This is a genomic window from Thalassococcus sp. (genome assembly GCF_982780845.1).
Window position 1 is genome coordinate 135,053 of record NZ_CEYADA010000006.1, and the last position, 20,745, is coordinate 155,797.

The window sequence follows — 20,745 nt, forward strand, 5'->3', positions numbered from 1 at the left end:
AACACTGACCGCCAGAATGTGGGCGGTGTCGCGCTACAGGGGGCTGACATGGTTTTGACAGACACGACCAATCAAACGGGTCTGCCGCGGTATTTCAAACACGTGTTCGACATCGCGCAGAACATGGACAGCGGCCGCATCGATTTTGTCTTACCCGATGGTCGCCGCTTCCGTGCCGAGGGCAAAAAGCCCGGACCTGTGGCAGAGCTGAGAATTCACAACCCTGACATTTTTGCGCGCCTGATCCGCGAAGGCGATCTGGGTTTCTGCGATGCTTATCTGGACGAATGGTGGTCGACGCCCGACCTGATGGCGTTTCTTGATCTGATCCACGCAGGTGGTGACGACGTGTTTGACGGCTTTCCGGGGCAGGGGCTTGTCCGTGCGTTCGAAAAACTGCGGTTCTGGCTGCAATCGAACTCCAAGCGTCAGGCGCGCAAGAATATTTCCTACCACTATGATCTGGGAAATGACTTCTACGGTTTGTGGCTGGATGACACGATGACGTATTCGTCGGCGCTTTTCAAAACGGGGCAGGAAAGCCTCGAAAAAGCGCAGATGCAAAAGTACGAAAGCATGGTCGATCTGATGGGGGTGAAACCTGGCGATCACGTGCTGGAAATCGGTTGTGGCTGGGGTGGGTTCGCTGAATATGCTGCCAAAGAACGCGGCCTGAAGGTCACCGGACTGACCATTTCGCAAGAGCAGTTCAAGTTCGCACAAGAGCGGATCGCAAAGGCCGGGCTGCAAGATAAGGTGGAATTCAAGCTTCAGGATTATCGCGACGAGCGAGGCAGCTACGATGGCATCGCGTCGATCGAGATGTTCGAAGCTGTCGGCGAAAAATACTGGCCCGTCTATTTCGAAACGGTGCGAAATCGCCTGAAACCCGGTGCGAAAGGCACGTTCCAGATCATCACCGTCCAACATCGCCGCTGGGAAGTTTACCGAAAGGGTGTTGATTTCATTCAGAAATACATCTTCCCCGGGGGCATGCTGCCATCGCCCGTCGTTCTGCGCGAAGAGATTGAAAAGGCTGGTCTGGATGTTGAAGGCTCAATCGAGTTTGGCCCCAGCTATGGTCAGACCCTCAGTCGCTGGTATGACACATTTAACGAAAAATGGGACGAGATTCAGAAGTTAGGATTTGACGAACGGTTCCGGAGAATGTGGAACTTCTACTTGGCGTCCTGTTCTTCGACTTTTAATTACGGAAACTGTGACGTCACCCAGATTACCGTAATGCGACCAAAATAAAGATTGAGATGCCGACATTTTCGAAACTTATATGTGGGGCCCTGCTAGCAGCACTGGCCGTATTGGTATCGGAAATGGTCAAACCCAATCTTCCCTCGGCCTATGACGTGTCGCGGTTCGATTACACGAACGCCGCCATTGCCTTTGCCATGGGGTGGAAACTTGTCGGGCGTCAGGCTGGCAGGGGTATCTGGAATAGTATCGCAAACGGAATCACAGCGGTCGCGTCGACCGTGTTTCTGGTTCTTCTGTTTTATTCCATCGGCTTCATGGTTCAGGAATCCTTCAAATCCAAATACGACAACATTTTCGAAGCGATTGACGGAATGCTGGGGCAGTTCGTCGATTTGTGGGAATACATCAATTACCCGCAGATCTTTGCCGTGCTTGCCGTGGGTATGGTCGTGATCGGAATGGCCGGCGAATACACCAAGCGCCGCTGGGATTAATCAATGCCGTCATCGCTGTTTTTCTATGGCACGCTGTGCCACTTGCCGCTGCTTGCCCGCGTGCTGGGGCGGTCGATTGAGGATCTGAATGCGAAACCGGCGATCTTGCCGGGCTACGCCAGCTATCTTGTCAAAGACGCGGATTTTCCTGTTCTGGTTGCGGACAGTAATGCCTTTGCAGACGGCATCTGGGTCAGGGATTTGTCCGCGCAGGATATCGCGCGGCTGGATTTTTACGAAGGTGGCTTTGGCTACCGTCTGGAAACCGTGAAAATCACGGTTGATGAACGTGCGGAGACCGCTCAGGTCTATTTCGCTGATCAGCCCTATGATCTTGAAGGCCCATGGCGCTTAGATGACTGGGTCGCGAAGTGGGGCGAGATCACGGTGATCGCGGCCGCCGAGGTCATGGATCATTTCGGCAAGACAGACCCCGAAACAATCCGCCCGTGGCGTCCGTTTTTTGCAGATCGCGCATGGGCCAGCATTCTGGCACGCGATACGGGGCCGCAAACATTGCGGACGCGCAAGAGCAAGGGTGACATTCCCCTGTTCCGCAGACGCGGGGGCTATGACGGGTTTTTCCGTTTGCAGGAAATCGAAATCCAGTACCCGCGTTTTAGTGGCGGGATGAGCGATGTTCTAAAACGCGCGGCCTTTGTCGCTTATGACGCTGCGCTGATCCTGCCGTACGATCCGAAAACAGATCGCGTTCTTTTGATCGAACAACTTCGCTATGGTCCCTTGGCCCGTGGTGACAACGCACCGTGGGTGTTGGAGCCTGTCGCAGGACTGGTGGATGCCGGCGAAGCGCCAGCCGACACTGCAATGCGGGAAGCACTGGAAGAAACCGGTCTGTCCATCAGCCGCGTCGAAGCCATGCCAAAGGCATATGCATCCCCCGGCTATTCGACCGAGTTTTTTCATTGCTTTGTCGGGCTTCTGGACCTGCCAGAAAAGCCGTCCTTATTGGGCGGGCTGCTAAGTGAAAACGAAGATATCAAAAGCCACATCGTGTCCTTTGATCACGCCATGTCGTTGATCGAAACAGGCGAGATCAACGCCGTTCCGTTGATTATGATGCTTTACTGGCTGGATCGTGAACGCGATCGGCTGCGCAGGTCGGCTTGAGTTCCGGTGCCACGCGGCTTACACCCGTTTCAAGAACAACGCTCAAGTAAGGATTCAGTCATGCATATCGCGGGTGATCTGGCCGCTGCCGTGGGAAATACGCCGCTTATCAAGCTGCGCAAAGCCAGCGAGATGACAGGATGTACCATTCTGGGCAAGGCCGAGTTCATGAACCCCGGCCAATCGGTCAAAGACCGTGCAGCTTTGTACATCATCAAGGATGCCGTCGAAAAAGGCCTGCTTGAACCCGGTGGTACAATCGTCGAAGGCACAGCTGGCAACACGGGCATCGGCCTTGCGCTGGTTGGCGCGTCGATGGGCTTTAAAACGGTGATAGTCATTCCTGAAACGCAGTCTCAGGAAAAGAAAGACATGCTGCGCCTTGCAGGTGCGGAACTGGTCCAAGTTCCTGCCGCGCCTTATAAAAATCCCAACAACTATGTGCGCTATTCCGGTCGTCTGGCTGAAAAGCTGGCGAAAACCGAAAAGCACGGCGCGATCTGGGCGAACCAGTTTGACAACGTTGCAAACCGTATGGCGCATGTCGCCACCACCGGTCCGGAAATCTGGGAACAGACCGGCGGCAAGGTTGACGGCTTTATCTGTGCGGTCGGCTCAGGTGGTACGCTGGCGGGCGTGGCCGAGTCGCTGCAATCGAAGGGCGTTAAAATCGGTCTTGCAGATCCTATGGGCGCCGCACTTTACAGCTACTACACCACGGGCGAGTTCAAATCCGAAGGCGACTCGATCACCGAAGGGATCGGGCAGGGCCGCATCACAGCGAACCTTGATGGCTTCAAACCAGACTTCGCCTATCAGATTTCCGATCACGAAGCGCTGCCCATCGTATTCGACCTTCTGTCCGAAGAGGGCCTTGTCATGGGCGGCTCGACCGGTGTGAACGTCGCTGGCGCCATCCGCATGGCGCAGGAAATGGGACCGGGCCACACGATTGTGACGGTGCTCTGTGACTACGGCAACCGCTACCAGTCCAAGCTCTTTAACCCGGAATTCCTTGCAGGCCGCGGTTTGCCGGTTCCGTCATGGTTGGACCGCGCACCGGCATCGATCCCCGGCGTTTTTGAAGACTGATAAGTCAGCAAGATCGGGTACCGGCCCGACTTGCTTTGACAGCTATAAAATGGCTTGAATGATCTGCGCCCCCGTGGCGCAGATTTTTCTTTTGGTCCCGACGTAGGAACAGAAAATGACCACACCCGTCTTTCGTGAGAACCCCATGCAATCCATTCTGGAGGCGCAGGTCACCGCCCATACCCCGGAAGGGGGCATCGTCTGCGATCAAAGCATTTTCTACCCCACAGGCGGTGGTCAGCCCGGCGATAGTGGGCAGTTGCTGCTGGATGGACAGGTTTGGGATATCGCGACAACAGTGAAGGGCGAAGGCGACCAGATCGTCCTTGTGCCCGCAGAACCCAAACCCCTTCCCCCGGTAGGGCGCGTGGTTCAACAACGCCTGGATTGGGGGCGGCGTATGTCCCACATGCGCGTGCACACGGCCCTGCATCTATTGTCCGTTGTGCTGCCCTTGCCAGTTACAGGGGGTGCGATCGGCGAAGGTAAGGGACGTCTGGATTTCCTGATGCCTGAGCCCCCCTCGGACAAGCAGGCGATCGGGGATGCGGTGAATGCGCTGATCGACCAGAATCTGCCGGTTTCCGAAGAGTGGATCACCGAAGCCGAACTGGATGAGAAGCCTGAGATGGTTAAAACCATGTCGGTCCAGCCACCACGTGGTTCAGGACGCATTCGCCTTGTTCGGATCGGGGAAGGGGACAGCACCGTAGATCTGCAACCGTGCGGCGGCACACATGTCGCCAACACAGGCGAAATCGGGCGTATCCGTATCGGAAAAATTGAAAACAAAGGCAAACAGAACCGCCGCGTGAACCTGCTTTTGGACGGTTGATGCTAGCAGGTGGATTTTGTTCAAATTTATGACAATTCGCCCCTTGCACTTACCCTTCAGTTTCCATTAGACGGGTCGACGGAGAGGTGGCCGAGTGGTCGAAGGCGCACGCCTGGAAAGTGTGTAGGCGGGGAACCGTCTCGAGGGTTCGAATCCCTTCCTCTCCGCCATAATTCTCAATATTTTTCATATAATTTTAAGCGTAAAGCTCGGTCTCTTAACGTCCCAGCGTAGACTGCATTTTCATCGGATAAAGAAGTGTTTTTTAAATATTGGTTGCTTGCTGCCGCCTGACCGTGAGGGCCAAATTATCAAACACTTGTCCCGTCTATTGCGCGCTATCCAGTAATTGAACGATACGTTGAATAACCTCATCCTGCTGTTCATCACACATATCGCTGCCTGAGGGCAAACAAATACCAATTTCAAAGAGACGTTCGTCAACACCGCTTCCATGATACTGAGAGCCCGAATACAGCGGCTGCATATGCATCGGTTTCCAAAGAGGGCGAGACTCGATTTGATGTTCGTTTAGCATGAGGCGAACGTCTTCACGACTGACACCAGTCACTGCAGGATCGATTGCCACAGCTGTCAGCCAACGGGATGATTTTGTGTTCTCAGGTTCTGGCATGAACGCAATCCCAGGACGGGTGAGTGCCGATTGGTAGCGTGCAAAGATTTCACGACGGCGTGCGACGCGCGCATCGAGAACCTCCATCTGCCCCAACCCAATTGCGGCACAGATGTTCGAAAGCCGATAGTTATATCCAAAAGTGGAATGTTCATAATGTGACGCGGGATCGCGTGCTTGTGTCGCTAGAAAACGGGCTTCTTCGGCCCAGTTTTTATGGCGGGTAACCAGCATGCCGCCGCCAGAGGTCGTAATGATTTTATTGCCATTGAACGATAAAATCGCTGCATCACCTCCCGAGCCTGCCTTGCGTCCGTTTTTATAGGAAGCACCTAAGCTTTCGGCGCTATCGACGATTAAACGGACGTCATATTGTTCGGCTAGCTTTTCAAGCGCGTTTAGGTCAGAGGATTGCCCATATAGATCGGTTGGCACGATGGCTTTAGGCAGGCGGTTCTTCTGCGCAGCTTTGGACAGCTCGTCGGCTAATATCTTGACATCAACAGTCCAACTTTCTCTATCGAGATCAAAAAACCGCGGAGTAGCTCCGAGGTAGTTTACTGGGAAAATTCCTCCTGCGAATGTCATGGAAGAAATCCAGACCTCGTCACCTGAGCCGACACCGGCGATGCGAAGGGCGAGGTGTAGGGCAGCAGAGCCCGACGACAGACCGACACAATGCACATCCGCGCCGAGATAGTCGCGCACAGTGGATTCGAAGGCGTCGAGTTGAGGACCAATGGGCGCGACGAAATTCGACGCAAAAGCCTCGGCCACACGGCGCTCCTCATTGCCGGACATATGGGGACGTGAGAGGTAGATGCGCATAGAGTTAGTCTTTGATCAGAGGTTTGGCGGGGTTCCCTACGACGGTGACGCCCGGTGGCACATCGCGGGTGACGACTGCTCCCATGCCGACAATGGCACCAGCTCCTATTGTAAGGGGCTTGCCGGGGTTGCCTTGCCGTAGAATAGCGCCCGTACCAATATAGGCATGATCTTCGATACAGACATTTCCGTTGCACATCACGCGAGGGGCGAAGGTTACAAAATCACCTATCACGCAATCATGGGCAACATAGGAGTAAATGTTGCCATGGAAGTGGCGACCGATTTTTGTATTAGACGTGATGGTTGCAAAACCACACAAGATCACTCCTTCTGAAATTCTTTGTTCGTGGAGAAGCATGCAGTTTCCTGCCAGCACGCCAATGAAGTTTACGCCCGCAGCCTTGCATTTTTCAGCCAACACCTCGCGGATCCGACCATTGCCGATGGCGATTGTAACAGCACGGGTTTTTGCGGGCTGTTTGAGGAATTGCTCGAATGTCATGCACTTGTGGCCGTTTACGAGGTCTTCTGTATCAGAATCATCCACAAAAACGCACTCTGCCTCGGGGTCGTTTGCTACCTGCGCCTGAAGTAGAGGCATTACTTCCCGTCCAAAGCCGCTAGCGCCATAAACGCCGTAAAGGTTCATCTCTTCTCTCCTTCGAACTTGGGCATCGTGGCTTCGCCTGCAGCTGAAATCCCTTCGCGTTTGACTACCTTGCGTATGGTCAACCAGATGATCTTCAGATCCAGCCAGAGGCTTCGGTTGTCGATATACGAAACATCCAGCGCGAATTTCTCGTCCCATGAAATCGCATTACGCCCGTTGACCTGCGCCCAGCCGGTGACGCCAGGGCGCACCTCGTGCCGGCGGGCCTGTTCGTGGGAATAGAGCGGTAGGTATTCCATCAGGAGCGGACGCGGGCCGACGAGGCTCATTTCGCCCATCAGCACGTTCCATAGTTCAGGCAGCTCGTCGAGCGAGCTTGAACGCAGGAAACTGCCAAGCTTGGTAAGCCGCTCAGCATCAGGTAGAGGGCGGCCATCGGCATCAATCGCGTCACGCATGGTGCGGAACTTGAACATTTGAAAAGGCTTGCCATGCATACCGGGCCGCGTCTGGCGAAAGAGCACAGGAGAACCCATCTCGCGCCGGATCATCAGCGAAACGACAATCAGAATTGGGGAGAAAACCATCAGCCCAATCGCTGCGCCCAAAATATCCAATGCACGTTTGATCAATTAATGAACTCCCAACGCTCCAAGCCGTTTATCAACCCGAACGAAGCCTTTCTGAGTGAACTTGCCCTGAACCTCAACCGCGCGAGCCGACACCCCCCCCACACTGAAAAGACTTCAGCATGAAACCCTTTACCCATTGAGCCCGTTCCATTCATGGTCCAGCGACCGACGCGCTTCCGGTCACGCCGGATGATGCCACTGACCTGCCGATTATCGTAATCGCACTCTATGTTGAAACCGAAGGGGCGATTGTTATACCTACAGTTACGGGACAATCCTGTATAATCGAAGTTGCGGATTTCTCGGTTTTGCTGCCCGGTACACGCCGGATCTGCTCCAGCGGCGCCACCACAACTGGCATCCACGCACTGGTACTGGCATGACGTTGATCTGTAATCTGTCAGCAGCCAGTGCGCCGTTACAATACCGGTTCTGGACCCCTGCTTCACTATTCGCGGGCGTAGTCCCACGGGGGGTGGTGCGACCCACCCGATCCGTCGACACCGTGGGCGAACATTGCTGAAACCGTGGCCGACGATGCAGTTGCACACATCAACGACAAGGCGGGCCATGGCCTTCACGCTACGCAAGCCACCTTGGCGGCGCGGCCGATACTGCGCATGGGTCGGTCAAGGGCGGTGCAACCTGTCGAAAAGCTGGGTAAACTTATCAATTCCTTTTTCCATTCTCAGATGCTGCCAGTAATAGGCGCTTGCGTTCGCGCCGAGCGCGGCGCGCGCATCCGGGGTCATGACCACGAGTTGCCGGACTGCGTCAACCAGCGCCTGCGGGTTCTCGGGCGGCAGTGTCAATCCGCCTCGTGCGGTTTCAATCAGTTTAGAGGCCTCACCAGGCACGGCCATCAGGATTGGGCGGCCTGCGAACATGTAGGCCTGCGCTTTGGAGGGCATGGTAATCGCAAAGAGTGGGTCGTCTCGCAAGTGTACGAGCAGGGCATCGGCGGCCGCCAGATAAGCCCTGACTTCGATTGGAGGCACTCGCGGCAGGAAAGCGACGTTGGTCAGTCCCAGTTCAACGGCGCGATCTGCCAGAGCATCGCGTGACACGCCTGAGCCAAGAAAGCAGAACGTGGCGGCATCGGCTTCGCCCGCGTCCTGCAGGAGCCGCGCAGCTTCGAGCACCGACCCGAGCGCCTGCGCCGGCCCAATATTCCCGGCATAGAGAACTTTGAGACCCCGCAGGTCCTTCATTTTTTCGGGCGGAGGGGCCTGCAACGCCTCTGCCTCGTTGGTCCAGCCGATGATCGTGGTCATCTTGCCCGGCGGCACGCCTCGCTCCAGCAGTCGCTCGCGAAAGCCGTTTGAATGCAGGATTACGTGCTGCACCCGGCGATACATCCAGTTGCAGGCCTTATCGACGATCTGGAGAAGCTTTTTGTTGGTCAGCATCCCTGTCGCCGGCAAGGTATCGGGCCAGAGATCGTGGATGTCTACGACCACGGGAAAACGACGGAGCAAGCGGGCCGAGGCGGCGGCCAGTCCGACGGTCACCGGTGGACTGTACACATAGACCAGGTTGGCGCGGCACGCAAAGAAGGTGAGGTAGATGAAAGCGCTCACCGCGAAGCTCAAATAGTTCAGCACCCGCCCGAGCTTGCTGCTGTCGTGGCTGGGAAACAGAGCAAGGCGGGTGATCCTGACGCCATTTTTCTGCGAACGTAGGATCGGGCGAATCCGGTAGCCATCGTAGACCTTCCCGCCCGGATAGTTGGGAAAGCCTGTGACGACTTCGACATCGTAGCCGGCTCGTGCAACTGCCTCCGCAAAGGCCTGCCCTTTATAGACCGGCTCGGGGTCATAGAATTGCATCAGCAATATGATACGGGGTTTGCGCAAGTTGGGTTCGGACATGGTTGTCAGGTTAGATCATTAGTGCGTATCCCGTCCCACGCGTTCGACAGTCGGGCGGTGCCAAGGATCAGATTGACCACCCGTTCTGCGGTGTTGGTGACGCAGTAGTCGGCCGGTACGGGGTGAGGCAGGCCCGCCGCAGCGCGCTGGGCAAACCCCTTTGTCACCGAGGCGACCCCGGCAAGGATGGTGCCCTGATCCAGTCCGGTCATGATGATGCAACCCGTATCCAATCCTTCCGGGCGTTCAATGGCATCACGCGGCGTGATCGCCGGGAAGCCAAGGATCGAGGCCTCTTCCGCGATTGTCCCACTGTCGGAAATAGCACAAAACGCGTTCATTTGCAAATTGTTGTAGTCGTGGAAGCCGAACGGCGTCATCCATTTCAGGCGCGCGTCCAACGCGCGATCCCCGAATGCATCTAGGCGCTTGCGCGTGCGCGGGTGTGTCGAGACGATGATCGGCATGTCATGCTTTTCGGCAAGCGCGTTCAACGTATCTACCAAAATACCGAGCCTTTCAGCGTTATCGACGTTTTCCTCACGGTGCAGCGAGACGATAAAATATCGGTTGGGGACGAGCCCAAGACGCGACACCACGTCCGAGGCCTCGATCTGCGGGCGGTAATGGTCCAGCACCTCGCGCATGGGCGAGCCGGTCAGATAGATGCGCCGATGGGCGATCCCCTCCGAGAGCAGGTGCCGCCGCGCATGTTCTGTATACACAAGATTGAAATCGACGATGTGATCCACCAGCTTTCGGTTCGTTTCTTCCGGCACATTGCGGTCAAACGAGCGGTTGCCCGCCTCCATGTGATATACCGGGATTTTCATCCGGCGCGCGATGATCGCTGAGATGGCCGAATTGGTGTCACCCAGGATCAGGACCGCATCGGGCCGGTCCGCCACCATCACTTTTTCAGTCTCGATCAGGATCTTGCCCAGCGTCTCCCCCAGAGAGCCGCCCCCCGTGCCCAGAAAATGATCCGGTTTGCGCAGCCCCAGATCGTCAAAAAACACATCGTTCAGCACCCGGTCCCAGTTTTGCCCGGTATGCACGATCTTGTGGTCGGTATAGGCGTCGAGCCGCTCCAGCACGCGCGACAACCGGATGATCTCGGGCCGTGTGCCAAGGATGGTGTGAACTTTGAGTTGTGTCATGATGCTCTCTTGTTGCGTGCCGTCAATGCTGCCCAAAGTGGCGGGCGCGGATCGGCATGGTCATTTTCTTTCGCCGTTTTCCCTGCGGATTTCCTGAGCAATGGCTGGCCCAAACTTCAGAAACAGCGCGATCATCGTCCAGGCTACGGGCGAATAAAACAGGTTTCCGCCAAAGGTTGAGCTACTCAGAATGCCGATAAAAACCAGCCAGATCGGGCTTTGGGTGTTCCAGCCCACCACCATCCGGTAGAGCAGGTAGATGATCAGGATGACGGTAGGTACAAGGCCGAAGCGGAAAAAATAGCCGAACCATGTCAGATGGGCAAAGGACTTCACGGTTTCGACATCCGAAATCTCGATGCGCCAGACAAAATTTGCGCCGGGTGGTGAACCAAACCAGATCTGGCCAGGATGCTGTGCAAAATACTCCAAGATACCGACCACTTCCTCAAGGCGGCCGCCGAACAGCACTAACGCTTCATAGGAATTGGCCAGCCCCAACAGGCCGCCACTAAGGTCAGAGCTGACCAGAGCTTCAATCATCAGGGTAAACCGGCGCAGAAAAAACTGGAGCGAGTCCCACGAAGCCGCAACACCGGCGGCGAGAAACATTACAACCAGCATGATCGGAACAGGCGAGCGTCGGAATTTGCCCAACAGGAACAAAGACAGCTGAATCAGGAAATTGATCAGCACCGCGCGTTTCCCGCTTAACAGGATAAGCGTCGCGATCATCGCGACCACCGCACCGCGAGTCAGGAAATACGGAACCACATAGTGAAAATTCACACCGAATCCAAAGTAAACGATGCGGCCAGTCATATTAAGTATCGCATAGAGGATCAGAATTGGGGTAATGATGACTAGAAACCACTTGGAAAACCACCTCAAATCCTGGAGCACCTCGGCGCCGCTCACGTCTTTTTGGGAAAAGACCGATGTTATGACCAGGGCGGGCATCACCAGAGAAAGAAAATAAGGAAACACTGCAGAGAACTGATAATTGTAGTCGCCGAGGCCGGTCAGGGCAAAGCTCTTGATAATGGATATGAACAGCAGGGCGGCGACAAAGGCAATGAACGGAAACGCTTCGCGGGGAACTCCTCTTGTCAACGCGACAATGCCGCAGAACATCACCATCTGATTGATGTTGATCAGGTTGAGCAGATTTATATTGAGATAAAATAGGATTAGTATGATCGCCGGGACCACCTCAAACAGGCACACCGCCAAAATCATACGCATGCGCCGGAATATAAGGCCGGTGCCCACTGCGCGAATGCCTGAGGGAGAGGGGGTCTGGGCATCGCTCATTAATTTGGCTCCGCAGGGTCTGATTCTGTGGACCGGAACGTATCCGGCCGGTCGTGGTCAAAGATTTCGTTGGCCCAGATGACCAGAACCGCCGACGTGTCTCCGCTGTTCTTCAGGGTGTGCACCCAGCCAGGGCGGGTCCAGAAGCTGTCTCCAGCGCTGAGGGTATGAAGCATCTCGCTGCCCCCCCTTGCGTCGCTCTCGATCAGGTCGACGCGCCCGAGGGCCAGGTGGAAGTTTTCGACCTTGGTGTGGTGATAATGATTGCCCCGGCTTTCGCCTGGTTCAATGGTGAGAACAGACACCTGCCCGAAAGACTCGGCCTTGTAGAGTTCAGAGAAGCTGCCGGAATCGGAGGCGAAACGCTTGACGTTGAAAATGCGAGCGTCCTGATCGAGGTAGCTCAGGAACGTGGCGTGCAGTTGCTTGCTCAGGGAGGCTCCCACAAAGGGCATATGCGTCGTGTCGTGGCCGTCGCGGAACACGCTGATAAGCGCGGCGACCTCGCCAACGGTAGTCCGGGTTGTCGGAAAGCTTTCGACAAAGGTCAACCTCGTCGGCGCCGCGCTCGCGAGTGCATCGAGGAACATGTCAACCAGATCGTCGATATATAGCAGTTCGACCGGAGATGTGGGATCGTTGATGCTGAACGGTTCGCGGCGGACTGCCTGGTCCATGAAGGTTGCCACGAAGGAATTGTAGTGCGGGCGGCACCATTTGCCGAACAGGTTGGGCAGGCGCCAGATCACGGGCGACCAACCGGCTTGCGGGGCTAGCTTGGCAACCAGCTCTTCCCCGGCCTTTTTTGATCGCCCATAGGCGTCGTCCCGGGACACTTGGATGGTCGATGCATAATGGAAACTGGCCTCCGGAGAGGCCGGACGAAAGCAGGACAGGATTTGCTCGGAGTAGTCGACATTGTCGGCCTGAAAGCCCGCCTCCGTCGGCGGACGATTGGCGCCCGCGAGATGAATGATGTGATCGGCCGGAGTGTCGCACAGCTCCTTCAGAGCGGTGTCGCGAGTCACGGCGATGACTTCGTGCTCGGTGCGTGCCTGCAAAGCCAGGACGAGGTTTTGTCCGACGAACCCGGAAGCCCCTGTAACAACGACGCGCGCCATGGATCAGAAGTCCAAGGCCGAGGTGGAGCGCAAGAGATCGCAGACGCCCTGCACATCGAGCTGCTGGGTGTTGCTCGAATGGTAGCCCTCGCGCGACAGATCGTGCTCTTCTTCGCCTTCGACGGTGAACTTGTTGTAGTTCAGGTTGCGTCCGTCCTGCTGCACACGGAAGAATTCGCCCAGATCTTCGGCATTCGCGAGTTCCTCCACGCTTAGTAGGGCTTCGTAGTCCTTTTCGCCGTGGCGCTTGCCGATGACTTTGACTGGAGTCTCAGGCGCGTGCATCAGTTTGCCGACTGCTTCAGTCAGGACGTCCAACGATGCGGCGGGTGCCTTCTGCACGAAGATGTCGCCTTTTGAGCCGTGTTCGAACGCGTAGAGCACCAGGTCGACCGATTGTTCCAATGTCATCATGAAACGGGTCATGGACGGTTTGGTAACGGTCATGGGTTTTCCATCGCGGATTTGCTGCATAAACAGCGGTATCACAGAGCCCCTGGACCCGATCACGTTGCCGTAGCGGGTGATCGAAATCCGAGTGTCGCCGCTGTTGCGCGCCGTGGCAGCGATGACCTTCTCCATCATTGCCTTCGAGGTGCCCATTGCGTTGATCGGATAGACGGCCTTGTCCGTGCTCAGGCAAACCACGCGCGACACGCCGGCATCGATAGCTGCGGTCAGCACGTTGTCGGTGCCGATCACGTTGGTCCGGACTGCTTCCATCGGAAAGAACTCGCAAGAGGGAACCTGTTTCAGCGCAGCTGCGTGAAAGATGTAATCAACCCCGGACACCGCCGGGCGGACGGAACTCATGTCGCGGACATCGCCGATATAGAAGCGGATCTTGTGGGAACCGTGCTTGATCCGCAGGTCTTCCTGCTTCTTTTCATCGCGGCTGAATATGCGGATTTCGCCGATCTCGCTGTCCACAAAACGATCAAGCACAGTCGAGCCGAACGAACCGGTGCCGCCGGTGATCAGCAGGGTTTTATCTTTGAACATATGGGGGCTCCTTAGAAAATCGTCTGGTAACCGGCTGGCTCGAGAAGGCTTTTGACCACCGTGTCCTGCTGGCTATCTGTCATGTCGTAATAAAGCGGGATGCTTATCGCGCGCTCGTAATAGGATTCTGCAACCGGAAACTGTGCCGGATCGAACCCCAGTTCGCGGTAGTATGGTTGCCGTGTGACCGGGATGTAATGAACGTTCACGCCGATTCCGTCCGAGCGGAGCTTTTCGAACAGGTGGCGGCGCGTCAAGGTGCTGCTGCCTTCGGGCAGCCGGATCACGTAAAGATGCCACGACGAGCCGATCTCGTCCGTATCAGGCAACGGGCGCTCGAAATCGCTGTCGGCGAGGAGCCGGTCATAGCGTTTTGCCAACTCACGCCGGCGGGTGACGAAGGTAGTCAGCCGGCTCATCTGCGAAAGACCCAGCGCCGCTTGGATATCGGTCATCCGGTAGTTGAACCCCAAGCTACGTTGCTCATAATACCATGGGCCGTCATTGCGCCCCATCTCGTCCGGGTCGCGGGTGATCCCATGGCTACGCAGCGCCGCAAGTCTTCGGCCCAGCGTCCGGTCATTGGTGGTGACCGCGCCACCTTCGCCGGTGGTGATAATCTTTACCGGGTGAAAGCTGAAGACGCACAGATCGCTATAGGCGCAGGAGCCGACCTTGTGGTCCAGATAATCCGCGCCAATGGCGTGGGACGCATCCTCAACCACCTTGAACCCGTAGGTTTTGCGCAGCGCATCCAGCGCTTTCATGTCGCAGCTACGCCCGGTCAGGTGCACTGGCACAATTACCTTTGGCAGCCTGCCGTCGGTCTCCGCCTGTTTCAGCTTGTCGGCCAGAACGTCCATGTCCATGTTGAAACTGTTCGGGCAGATGTCTACGAAATCGACATCAGCGCCACAATAGAGCGCTGCGTTGGACGAGGCGACAAAGGTGATCGGACTGGTCCAGACCAGATCCCCAGGGCCGACATCAAGACTAAGAAGGGCGATGTGTAACGCGCTGGTGGCGCTGTTGACGGCAACGCATTGCGCCGCGCCCACATGGTCCGCAACCGCCCTTTCGAACTGCGGCAGCACAGGGCCTTGGGTGACGAAATCCGATTTCAGGACGGCAATCACCGCTTCGATATCATCGTCGGAAATGTTCTGCTTACCGTAAGGTATCATGGTGAACTCGTTTGTTGAAGTGAGGGGGGCTTGGCTGGGTCGGCCTCCAGAACCTGCGCCCGCGCAAGATAGCCACGGATCGACGCCGCCATGGTCTCGCTCCAGGCCACATGCTGGGGCTTGTCGGCGCTCCAGCTGCCATCGTTGACAAAGCGACCGGGCAGTGTGCCGCGCAGCACATGGCCAATCAGCGCGCGCTGGCGTGCCGGATCCGGATCGGTCGCGGGCAGCTTGCCCCCGTCCAGCGTCGCCACGGCCAGCAGTGTGCCGGGCGGCGCGTAATAGGGAGCGCTGTCGCTCAGCACAGGCTTGCCGCGCAGCGCCGCTTCGAAACCGGCGGTTCCGGTGCAGACCAACACGCCGTCGCACAGCCCGACAAGATCATTGGACGGCATGCTCGGGGATGCAATCACGCAGTTTTGCTCTGCCTGGAGCCGCCGGTAAAAGCCCCGGCTGCGATAGCCCAGTAGGTTGGGATGCTCCTTGATCACAAATCGCCATGCGGCCCGGTGGCGGCGCACCAGATTAAGGATGGTCTGTTCATAGTCGATCCAGCTTGTGTCCTGACTCCAGTAATCAATCGTCGCTTCGGGCGACATCTGCAGCGGCAGATAGATCAGCGGAGGGCCGCCATCGGTGCCGAGCGCCTCCAGCGCCGTCCCGCTGATCCCCCGAAGCTGACGCGGCCAGAGCGACCAGAACCGCGAAGAGATGATCTGAGAGGCCCAGTAGTGGTAGTTGCGTGCCTCTCCGGGAACCAGTCGCCGCAGGGCGAACCAAAGCGGCTTTGGCAGGTTGCGCCTCCACAGCCGCCACATCTGCCGGCGCATGGCGCTGTCGGACTGGACCAAAAAATCCGGACGGTAATCCTTGATGACAAGCGTGGACAGCGCCGCGTCGATCTCGGCCTCCGACACATCGCGGCTGTCAACATATTCGCCGCGGGCCGAGAGCCGGAAATGCTCTTTGATAAAGCTGGGCACCAGCCCGATGAACCGGATGCCGCGTTTGGCGCTGAGGGTAGCGAACAGATCCATCACATAGCTGTCGATAGTCAGTGACAGCATCGCCGAGGGCCGAGTCCAGGTCAGAACCTGATCCACCGCGTGCTCCATCGCCACCAGCAGGCGCCGTGCCGTGCCTGGATCGACATTTCGAAGCAGCCGGCAGCGCAGGGTGATATCCTCCGCCTCCGCCTCGCTCAGATGGCGCGGAACCGCGTCCGGCGATGTCTGGCGATACGCAGTGTCAAAGGCGTCAGTTAAGCCCGACTGATCCACCGCCCGGTGCTCGCTCGTGCTGGTCACAGAGACCGCATCGCCCCACACTCCGCGGGCCAGATGCGCCATCTGCGCGGTGTTCCAAGGCCGCACATAGAGCAGCACGCCGCCCGCCTGCGTTTTCCCGCCCTGAGATGCCCGATCCGCCGTCTGCGGTCCGAACCGGTCGGCTCGCGGCACCTGCGATGGAGTTTCAGTTTGCATGGCCAATGCCTTCCTGATCCTGTCGGCGCAGTACCGAAAACGTGAAAACAACCGCAAATGTCGCATGGGCCGTCAGCGCCAGCGCTGTCCCCGCCGCCAGCAAGACCTCGCCATGACCGCTCAAGTAGACCCACGCATTATTCGCGGCAAGGGCCAGCGCCACGGCACCCATCGAAACCGTCAGTGGAATCTGTCGGCGGAAATACGCCACAATGGGTGTGATCGCTCCGGCGGTGTAAAAGAATGCCATGCCCGCGCCAAGCAAAAGAACAATCCAAGACAGACCGTCAAAGCTCTCCGGCAGAAAAGCCGTTTCCAGCAGAACTGTGCCTGCCATCAGCGCGCTGTAGCTTGCGCCAGCCACCAACGCCGCCCGGCGCAGCTTGTCGACGACCAGCGCGCGGTCGACAGACTTTGCCTCTTTGCGCGCCTCGCCCAGATTGACCGTGTTCACAAAGTTTATCGCGGTGACAAAGATCATCGCGCCGACCGAGAGTTGCTGCGCCAGAAAATAGACAGAGATCTGCTCGTCAGTGCCATAAAGCGGCAGCAAAAGGCGGTCCATCGAAGAGGCGACGAGAAACAGCGCCGTGCCGAGATATACCGGCCCGCCCGACAACAGCACCTGCCCGTAATCGCCCGTGGTAAAGGGCGTGCCGGCCCGCGCGCGCCAGATCCCCGCAAGCCGCCATAGCGGCACGCTGATCGCAATCAGCACGCACAGCGCGACCGCCCACAGATAGATCTGTGCCAGTGCGCTCGTGGTGATCCCGGACAGATGGGCCAGCATCGCAGTGATAAGCGCCAGTGTCAGCGTGGCTTCCGGGGCAAGCGAGAACGAGAAATTCCTGCGGTAGCGCAGCAACGGCTCAAGCACAAACAGCGGCACAAGCAACAAAAACGCCGCCGCGCCGGTCCGATACTCTGTCAGCCAGAGCGCCGCGACGCCCAGAACCAGCAGTCCAAACCCGGCCATCTGAATCAGAAACCCGAGCAGGAAATGCCGCTCGGCTCCCGGCGCATCATCTTGCAGCCATCCATCGCCGGAATAGCAGCTGACGAAATACCCGGCCGTCGCGCCCAGATTGAGGATTTGCATAAACTTGGCAAGAAACGCGGCTGTCATCAGGGCCGAGAACTGCTCGGTCGGCAAAACCCGAGCGCCGATGATCGCGGCCCCGAAGCTCATCACGGCAACCGCAGCGCGGTGCAGGGGGTAGCTCATTATGAGCCGGCTCAAGTTCACCTCGATCGCCTCGTCGTCAGGCCTTCGTCTCGACGAGATCCCACCGCATCGCCGTGGCGCGTGGAATGTCCTCGCGTGCGATCGACCCCAGCACGCCATCCAGATGCTTGGGCGCGAGACCGTATCCCGGGCGGATCGAGCGGACATGATTGGCGGTAATCACGGTGCCCTTGGGAATGTCCTGCACGGCATAGAGCGACCGACGAAAAACAGTGTTGGAGCGTTCGCTGGATTTCAGGCCGTAGTCAACGGCTCCCACCGCCTCCCAGGCTATACGCGCGTCGCGGCAGAGCTGCTCCAGATCCGCGGGTTCCAGCGAGAAGCTATCATCCGGGCCGCCGCCGTTGCGGTCGAGCGTGAAATGCTTCTCGATCACCGTGGCGCCCAGGGCCACCGCGGCGATGGCGCTGACGTTGTTCAGCGTGTGGTCGGACAGGCCCACCGGCACGCCGAAGCGACGCTCCATATCGGCGATGGTGGCGAGTTTGTAATCCTCGGCCGGGGCGGGATAGCCAGAGACGCAATGCAGCAGCACCAGTTCCTCGCAGCCGCCCTCCCGCGCCGCCTGCACCGCCTCGCCGATCTCGTCGAGATTGGCCATGCCGGTCGAAATGATCATCGGCTTGCCCTTGCCCGCGACGTAGCGGATCAGCGGCAGGTCGATGGCCTCGAACGAGGCAATCTTGAACGCCGGCGCGCCGAGCTCGTCCAGAAAGTCGGCGGCGGTCGGGTCGAAGGGGCTGGAGAACATGATGATGCCGCGCTTCTTGGCATGCGCGAACAGGGTCTCGTGCCATTCCCAAGGGGTGTAGGCCTGCTGGTAGAGATCGTAGAGCGTCCGGCCATTCCACAACCCGCCCTTGATCTGAAAATCGGGTGCATCGCTGTCGATGGTCAAGGTGTCGGCCGTGTAGGTCTGGATCTTCAGCGCATCCGCCCCCGCTTCCACTGCGGCGTCGATGATCTTCAGCGCCTGGTCGAGGTCGCCGTTATGGTTCGCCGACAGCTCGGCGATGACATAGGGTGGGTGATCGCGCCCGATCTGGCGTCTTTCTATCATGATACTAGGGTTCATTGTTCCTGCTCCGATAATTCAACGTGCATTCGCCACGGTCCGACGGAATTTGGATTAAGTCGCAACATCTCGCGCCTCAGGACGGGTCTTTTCGTTTAATTAGGCGGATTTCGAAAACCTCGCCATGCAACCGAAAGAACGCAGGATACCGGTCGGGATCGCTGATCCGAATGGCATCAAACTGACTGGCAATCGACTCGTTTGGGTCGATTTCGCTGTCCTTTGGTGTCCTGCGCGGCCAATAGCTCGGCGCGCGATCGTCCTGAGGCTGCGGACGTTCACCGGTTTCTACCATGTCGCAGACCCTGCTCATCAATTCGAGCGTCGCGTCGAAAAGCCGCTCGTTGATGTCGTCGCACAGCGCGGTCTTGGGGATTTCAATGCAGGTTTTCGCCCAGATGGCTCCACTGTCGACCCGGTCTTCCGCCTCAAGCGCCGAGACGACGATGTTGTCCCCGCCGCTAAGGATGGTCCAGACATGGGGGCTCCACCCACGACCTTCGGGGAGATCGCTCGCGTGCACGACCGCAGTATGCTGGAACCGCATGCGAATGTCTGATCCGATGATCTCTGATACGGAAATCAGGAACAGAATGTCGCCGGCCCCGAGATCTTTCTTTGAATGAACCAGCGATATCGTATCGCGGTTCGAACGCTTCTCCATCCAGCGGATCAACCACGGCATGACCGGATGATCGGGCGAGGAACACAGAATCTCGATTTTCAGGCCCATGCGAGATCCTCCAGGAATTGCGCGACATGCGCGGCACCCTGACCGTCGCAAAGCTCTGCCGACGCTCGGCTCAGGCGGGCGCTCACCTCCAGGTTCATCAATTGCCCGACCGCGGCAACCAGCCGTTCACCAAAGACCGGGTCCGCCAGCGGCCCCGTGCCCAGGGCTGCGCCGGCGTCTTCCATCGCGGCCACGGCGCCGGCCTGGTTGGCGGCGGTCTCGACCATGATTGAGGGCAGGCCGAGGCAACAGCGCTCCCAAGTGGTGCTGCCGCCGGCGCCAATGGCCAGGTCGGCTTCGGTCATCAGCACGCCCATATCGCGCACATCGACCAGCACACTGGTCGGCCAGGGCATGTCGCCGGCGAGGGCGCGCACGCGCTCCAGCGCCGGCGCGCGGCTGCCCATGACCACGCTGATACGCATCTCGCCGGGCAGATCGGCCCGCGCCAGGGCGCGCAGCACCATCGAGGTGGCGTCGGCGGCATCGGTGCCCCCCATCGAGATCAGCAGCTTCACCAGCCCCGCATCTTTGCGCCGGGTCAGCGATGCCTCCCGTTGTATGGCGAACTCGGGCCGCAACAGGGCAAAGCGCGGTCCGGTCAGGATGCGGCAGTCATCGGGCACCAGCCCGTCATAGTCCTGCGCCGCGCGGCCGAGGTTCTGATCGAGCAGCAGGGCCGCGGCATGCGGGCGGTCGGCGAGGTCGTCGATGACCATGATCCGCCCGACGCGGTCCGCCAGGCCGGTTTGCCAGCGCGCGTCGAGGGCGTAATGGTCGACGATCAGCCAATCTGCCCGGTTAATCGCCGCCTGGGTGTCGGCAAGGTCTTGCTGCCACGTGACCCCGGCCCAGGCCGCATGATCGGGTGGACCCGATGGCGCGGGGCCTGTCGAAGCTTCCAGCAGCGATACGGCGAAGCCACGCTCCGCGATCAGGGCGCCAAGATGGCCCGGCAGATCGCGGGTCACGAACCGGCAGTCCACGCCCCGGGCCTGCAGCGTGTCGGCCAGCGTGAGGCATCGCATAACATGCCCGGTTCCGATGGTCACCGAGGCGTCGGCCCGGAACGCCACCCGCATTG

The 20,745-nt window shown here is 58.2% G+C and carries 20 protein-coding genes and 1 tRNA gene; 7 read left to right on the forward strand and 14 right to left on the reverse strand.

Features of this window, described 5'->3' with window-relative positions:
* Positions 1-48: 48 nt before the first annotated feature.
* The 6 genes from AC4FIA_RS08765 to AC4FIA_RS08790 all read left to right on the forward strand — a co-directional run bounded on the left by AC4FIA_RS08765 (position 49) and on the right by AC4FIA_RS08790 (position 4,934).
* Positions 49-1,257: a class I SAM-dependent methyltransferase gene (locus AC4FIA_RS08765; protein ID WP_490365615.1), complete on the forward strand. Its 1,209-nt coding sequence runs from the start codon at positions 49-51 to the stop codon at positions 1,255-1,257.
* 8 nt (positions 1,258-1,265) lie between these two features.
* Complete coding sequence (locus tag AC4FIA_RS08770) at positions 1,266-1,706, forward strand: TrgA family protein (protein WP_490365519.1); 441 nt, start codon at positions 1,266-1,268, stop codon at positions 1,704-1,706.
* A gap of 3 nt (positions 1,707-1,709) precedes the next feature.
* Positions 1,710-2,837: a gamma-glutamylcyclotransferase gene (locus AC4FIA_RS08775; protein WP_490365520.1), complete on the forward strand. Its 1,128-nt coding sequence runs from the start codon at positions 1,710-1,712 to the stop codon at positions 2,835-2,837.
* Positions 2,838-2,897: 60 nt separating this feature from the next.
* On the forward strand, positions 2,898-3,929 hold the full coding sequence (locus AC4FIA_RS08780; RefSeq protein ID WP_490365521.1) for a cysteine synthase A: 1,032 nt from the start codon (positions 2,898-2,900) through the stop codon (positions 3,927-3,929).
* 115 nt (positions 3,930-4,044) lie between these two features.
* Positions 4,045-4,764: an alanyl-tRNA editing protein gene (locus AC4FIA_RS08785; protein ID WP_490365522.1), complete on the forward strand. Its 720-nt coding sequence runs from the start codon at positions 4,045-4,047 to the stop codon at positions 4,762-4,764.
* Positions 4,765-4,844: 80 nt separating this feature from the next.
* A tRNA-Ser gene (locus AC4FIA_RS08790) sits at positions 4,845-4,934 on the forward strand.
* A 158-nt stretch (positions 4,935-5,092) separates the two neighbouring features.
* Here AC4FIA_RS08790 and AC4FIA_RS08795 read toward each other — a convergent pair.
* Genes AC4FIA_RS08795 through AC4FIA_RS08805 form a run of 3 tightly spaced genes read right to left on the reverse strand, consistent with a single transcriptional unit; the run spans position 5,093 to position 7,471 of the window.
* Complete coding sequence (locus tag AC4FIA_RS08795; protein ID WP_490365523.1) at positions 5,093-6,226, reverse strand: DegT/DnrJ/EryC1/StrS family aminotransferase; 1,134 nt, start codon at positions 6,224-6,226, stop codon at positions 5,093-5,095.
* Between the two features lie 4 nt (positions 6,227-6,230).
* Positions 6,231-6,878: an acetyltransferase gene (locus tag AC4FIA_RS08800; protein ID WP_490365524.1), complete on the reverse strand. Its 648-nt coding sequence runs from the start codon at positions 6,876-6,878 to the stop codon at positions 6,231-6,233.
* A complete protein-coding gene (locus tag AC4FIA_RS08805) occupies positions 6,875-7,471 on the reverse strand; it encodes a sugar transferase (protein ID WP_490365525.1) in 597 nt (198 codons plus the stop codon). The genes AC4FIA_RS08800 and AC4FIA_RS08805 overlap by 4 nt, the downstream gene beginning before the upstream one ends.
* Positions 7,472-7,620: 149 nt before the next feature.
* Here AC4FIA_RS08805 and AC4FIA_RS08810 point away from each other — a divergent pair, with 149 nt between their 5' ends.
* On the forward strand, positions 7,621-7,854 hold the full coding sequence (locus AC4FIA_RS08810) for a spike base protein, RCAP_Rcc01079 family (protein WP_490365616.1): 234 nt from the start codon (positions 7,621-7,623) through the stop codon (positions 7,852-7,854).
* 246 nt (positions 7,855-8,100) lie between these two features.
* On the opposite strand, the gene AC4FIA_RS08815 is transcribed toward AC4FIA_RS08810, so the two are convergent.
* From AC4FIA_RS08815 to pseG, 11 genes are all read right to left on the reverse strand, one after another.
* Positions 8,101-9,342, reverse strand: coding sequence for a glycosyltransferase family 4 protein (locus AC4FIA_RS08815; RefSeq protein ID WP_490365526.1), 1,242 nt, complete (start codon positions 9,340-9,342; stop codon positions 8,101-8,103).
* Positions 9,343-9,347: 5 nt separating this feature from the next.
* Positions 9,348-10,502: a non-hydrolyzing UDP-N-acetylglucosamine 2-epimerase gene (wecB, locus tag AC4FIA_RS08820; RefSeq protein ID WP_490365527.1), complete on the reverse strand. Its 1,155-nt coding sequence runs from the start codon at positions 10,500-10,502 to the stop codon at positions 9,348-9,350.
* A gap of 60 nt (positions 10,503-10,562) precedes the next feature.
* Complete coding sequence (locus AC4FIA_RS08825; RefSeq protein ID WP_490365528.1) at positions 10,563-11,816, reverse strand: hypothetical protein; 1,254 nt, start codon at positions 11,814-11,816, stop codon at positions 10,563-10,565.
* Positions 11,816-12,937 (reverse strand): polysaccharide biosynthesis C-terminal domain-containing protein, encoded by a 1,122-nt coding sequence (locus AC4FIA_RS08830; protein ID WP_490365529.1) that lies wholly within the window; start codon positions 12,935-12,937, stop codon positions 11,816-11,818. The genes AC4FIA_RS08825 and AC4FIA_RS08830 overlap by 1 nt, the downstream gene beginning before the upstream one ends.
* A gap of 3 nt (positions 12,938-12,940) precedes the next feature.
* Positions 12,941-13,939 (reverse strand): polysaccharide biosynthesis protein, encoded by a 999-nt coding sequence (locus AC4FIA_RS08835; protein ID WP_490365530.1) that lies wholly within the window; start codon positions 13,937-13,939, stop codon positions 12,941-12,943.
* A gap of 11 nt (positions 13,940-13,950) precedes the next feature.
* On the reverse strand, positions 13,951-15,123 hold the full coding sequence (pseC, locus tag AC4FIA_RS08840; RefSeq protein ID WP_490365531.1) for a UDP-4-amino-4,6-dideoxy-N-acetyl-beta-L-altrosamine transaminase: 1,173 nt from the start codon (positions 15,121-15,123) through the stop codon (positions 13,951-13,953).
* On the reverse strand, positions 15,120-16,607 hold the full coding sequence (locus AC4FIA_RS08845; RefSeq protein ID WP_490365532.1) for a capsular polysaccharide export protein, LipB/KpsS family: 1,488 nt from the start codon (positions 16,605-16,607) through the stop codon (positions 15,120-15,122). Before AC4FIA_RS08845 ends, pseC begins: the two co-directional genes overlap by 4 nt.
* Entirely contained in the window at positions 16,597-17,832 is a 1,236-nt protein-coding gene (locus AC4FIA_RS08850; protein ID WP_490365533.1) for a polysaccharide biosynthesis protein, read from the reverse strand. The genes AC4FIA_RS08845 and AC4FIA_RS08850 overlap by 11 nt, the downstream gene beginning before the upstream one ends.
* A 37-nt stretch (positions 17,833-17,869) precedes the next feature.
* Positions 17,870-18,928, reverse strand: coding sequence for a pseudaminic acid synthase (gene pseI / locus AC4FIA_RS08855; RefSeq protein WP_490365534.1), 1,059 nt, complete (start codon positions 18,926-18,928; stop codon positions 17,870-17,872).
* 76 nt (positions 18,929-19,004) lie between these two features.
* A complete protein-coding gene (locus tag AC4FIA_RS08860; RefSeq protein WP_490365535.1) occupies positions 19,005-19,661 on the reverse strand; it encodes a formyltransferase family protein in 657 nt (218 codons plus the stop codon).
* Positions 19,652-20,743: a UDP-2,4-diacetamido-2,4,6-trideoxy-beta-L-altropyranose hydrolase gene (gene pseG / locus AC4FIA_RS08865; RefSeq protein WP_490365536.1), complete on the reverse strand. Its 1,092-nt coding sequence runs from the start codon at positions 20,741-20,743 to the stop codon at positions 19,652-19,654. The genes AC4FIA_RS08860 and pseG overlap by 10 nt, the downstream gene beginning before the upstream one ends.
* Positions 20,744-20,745: the final 2 nt, after the last annotated feature.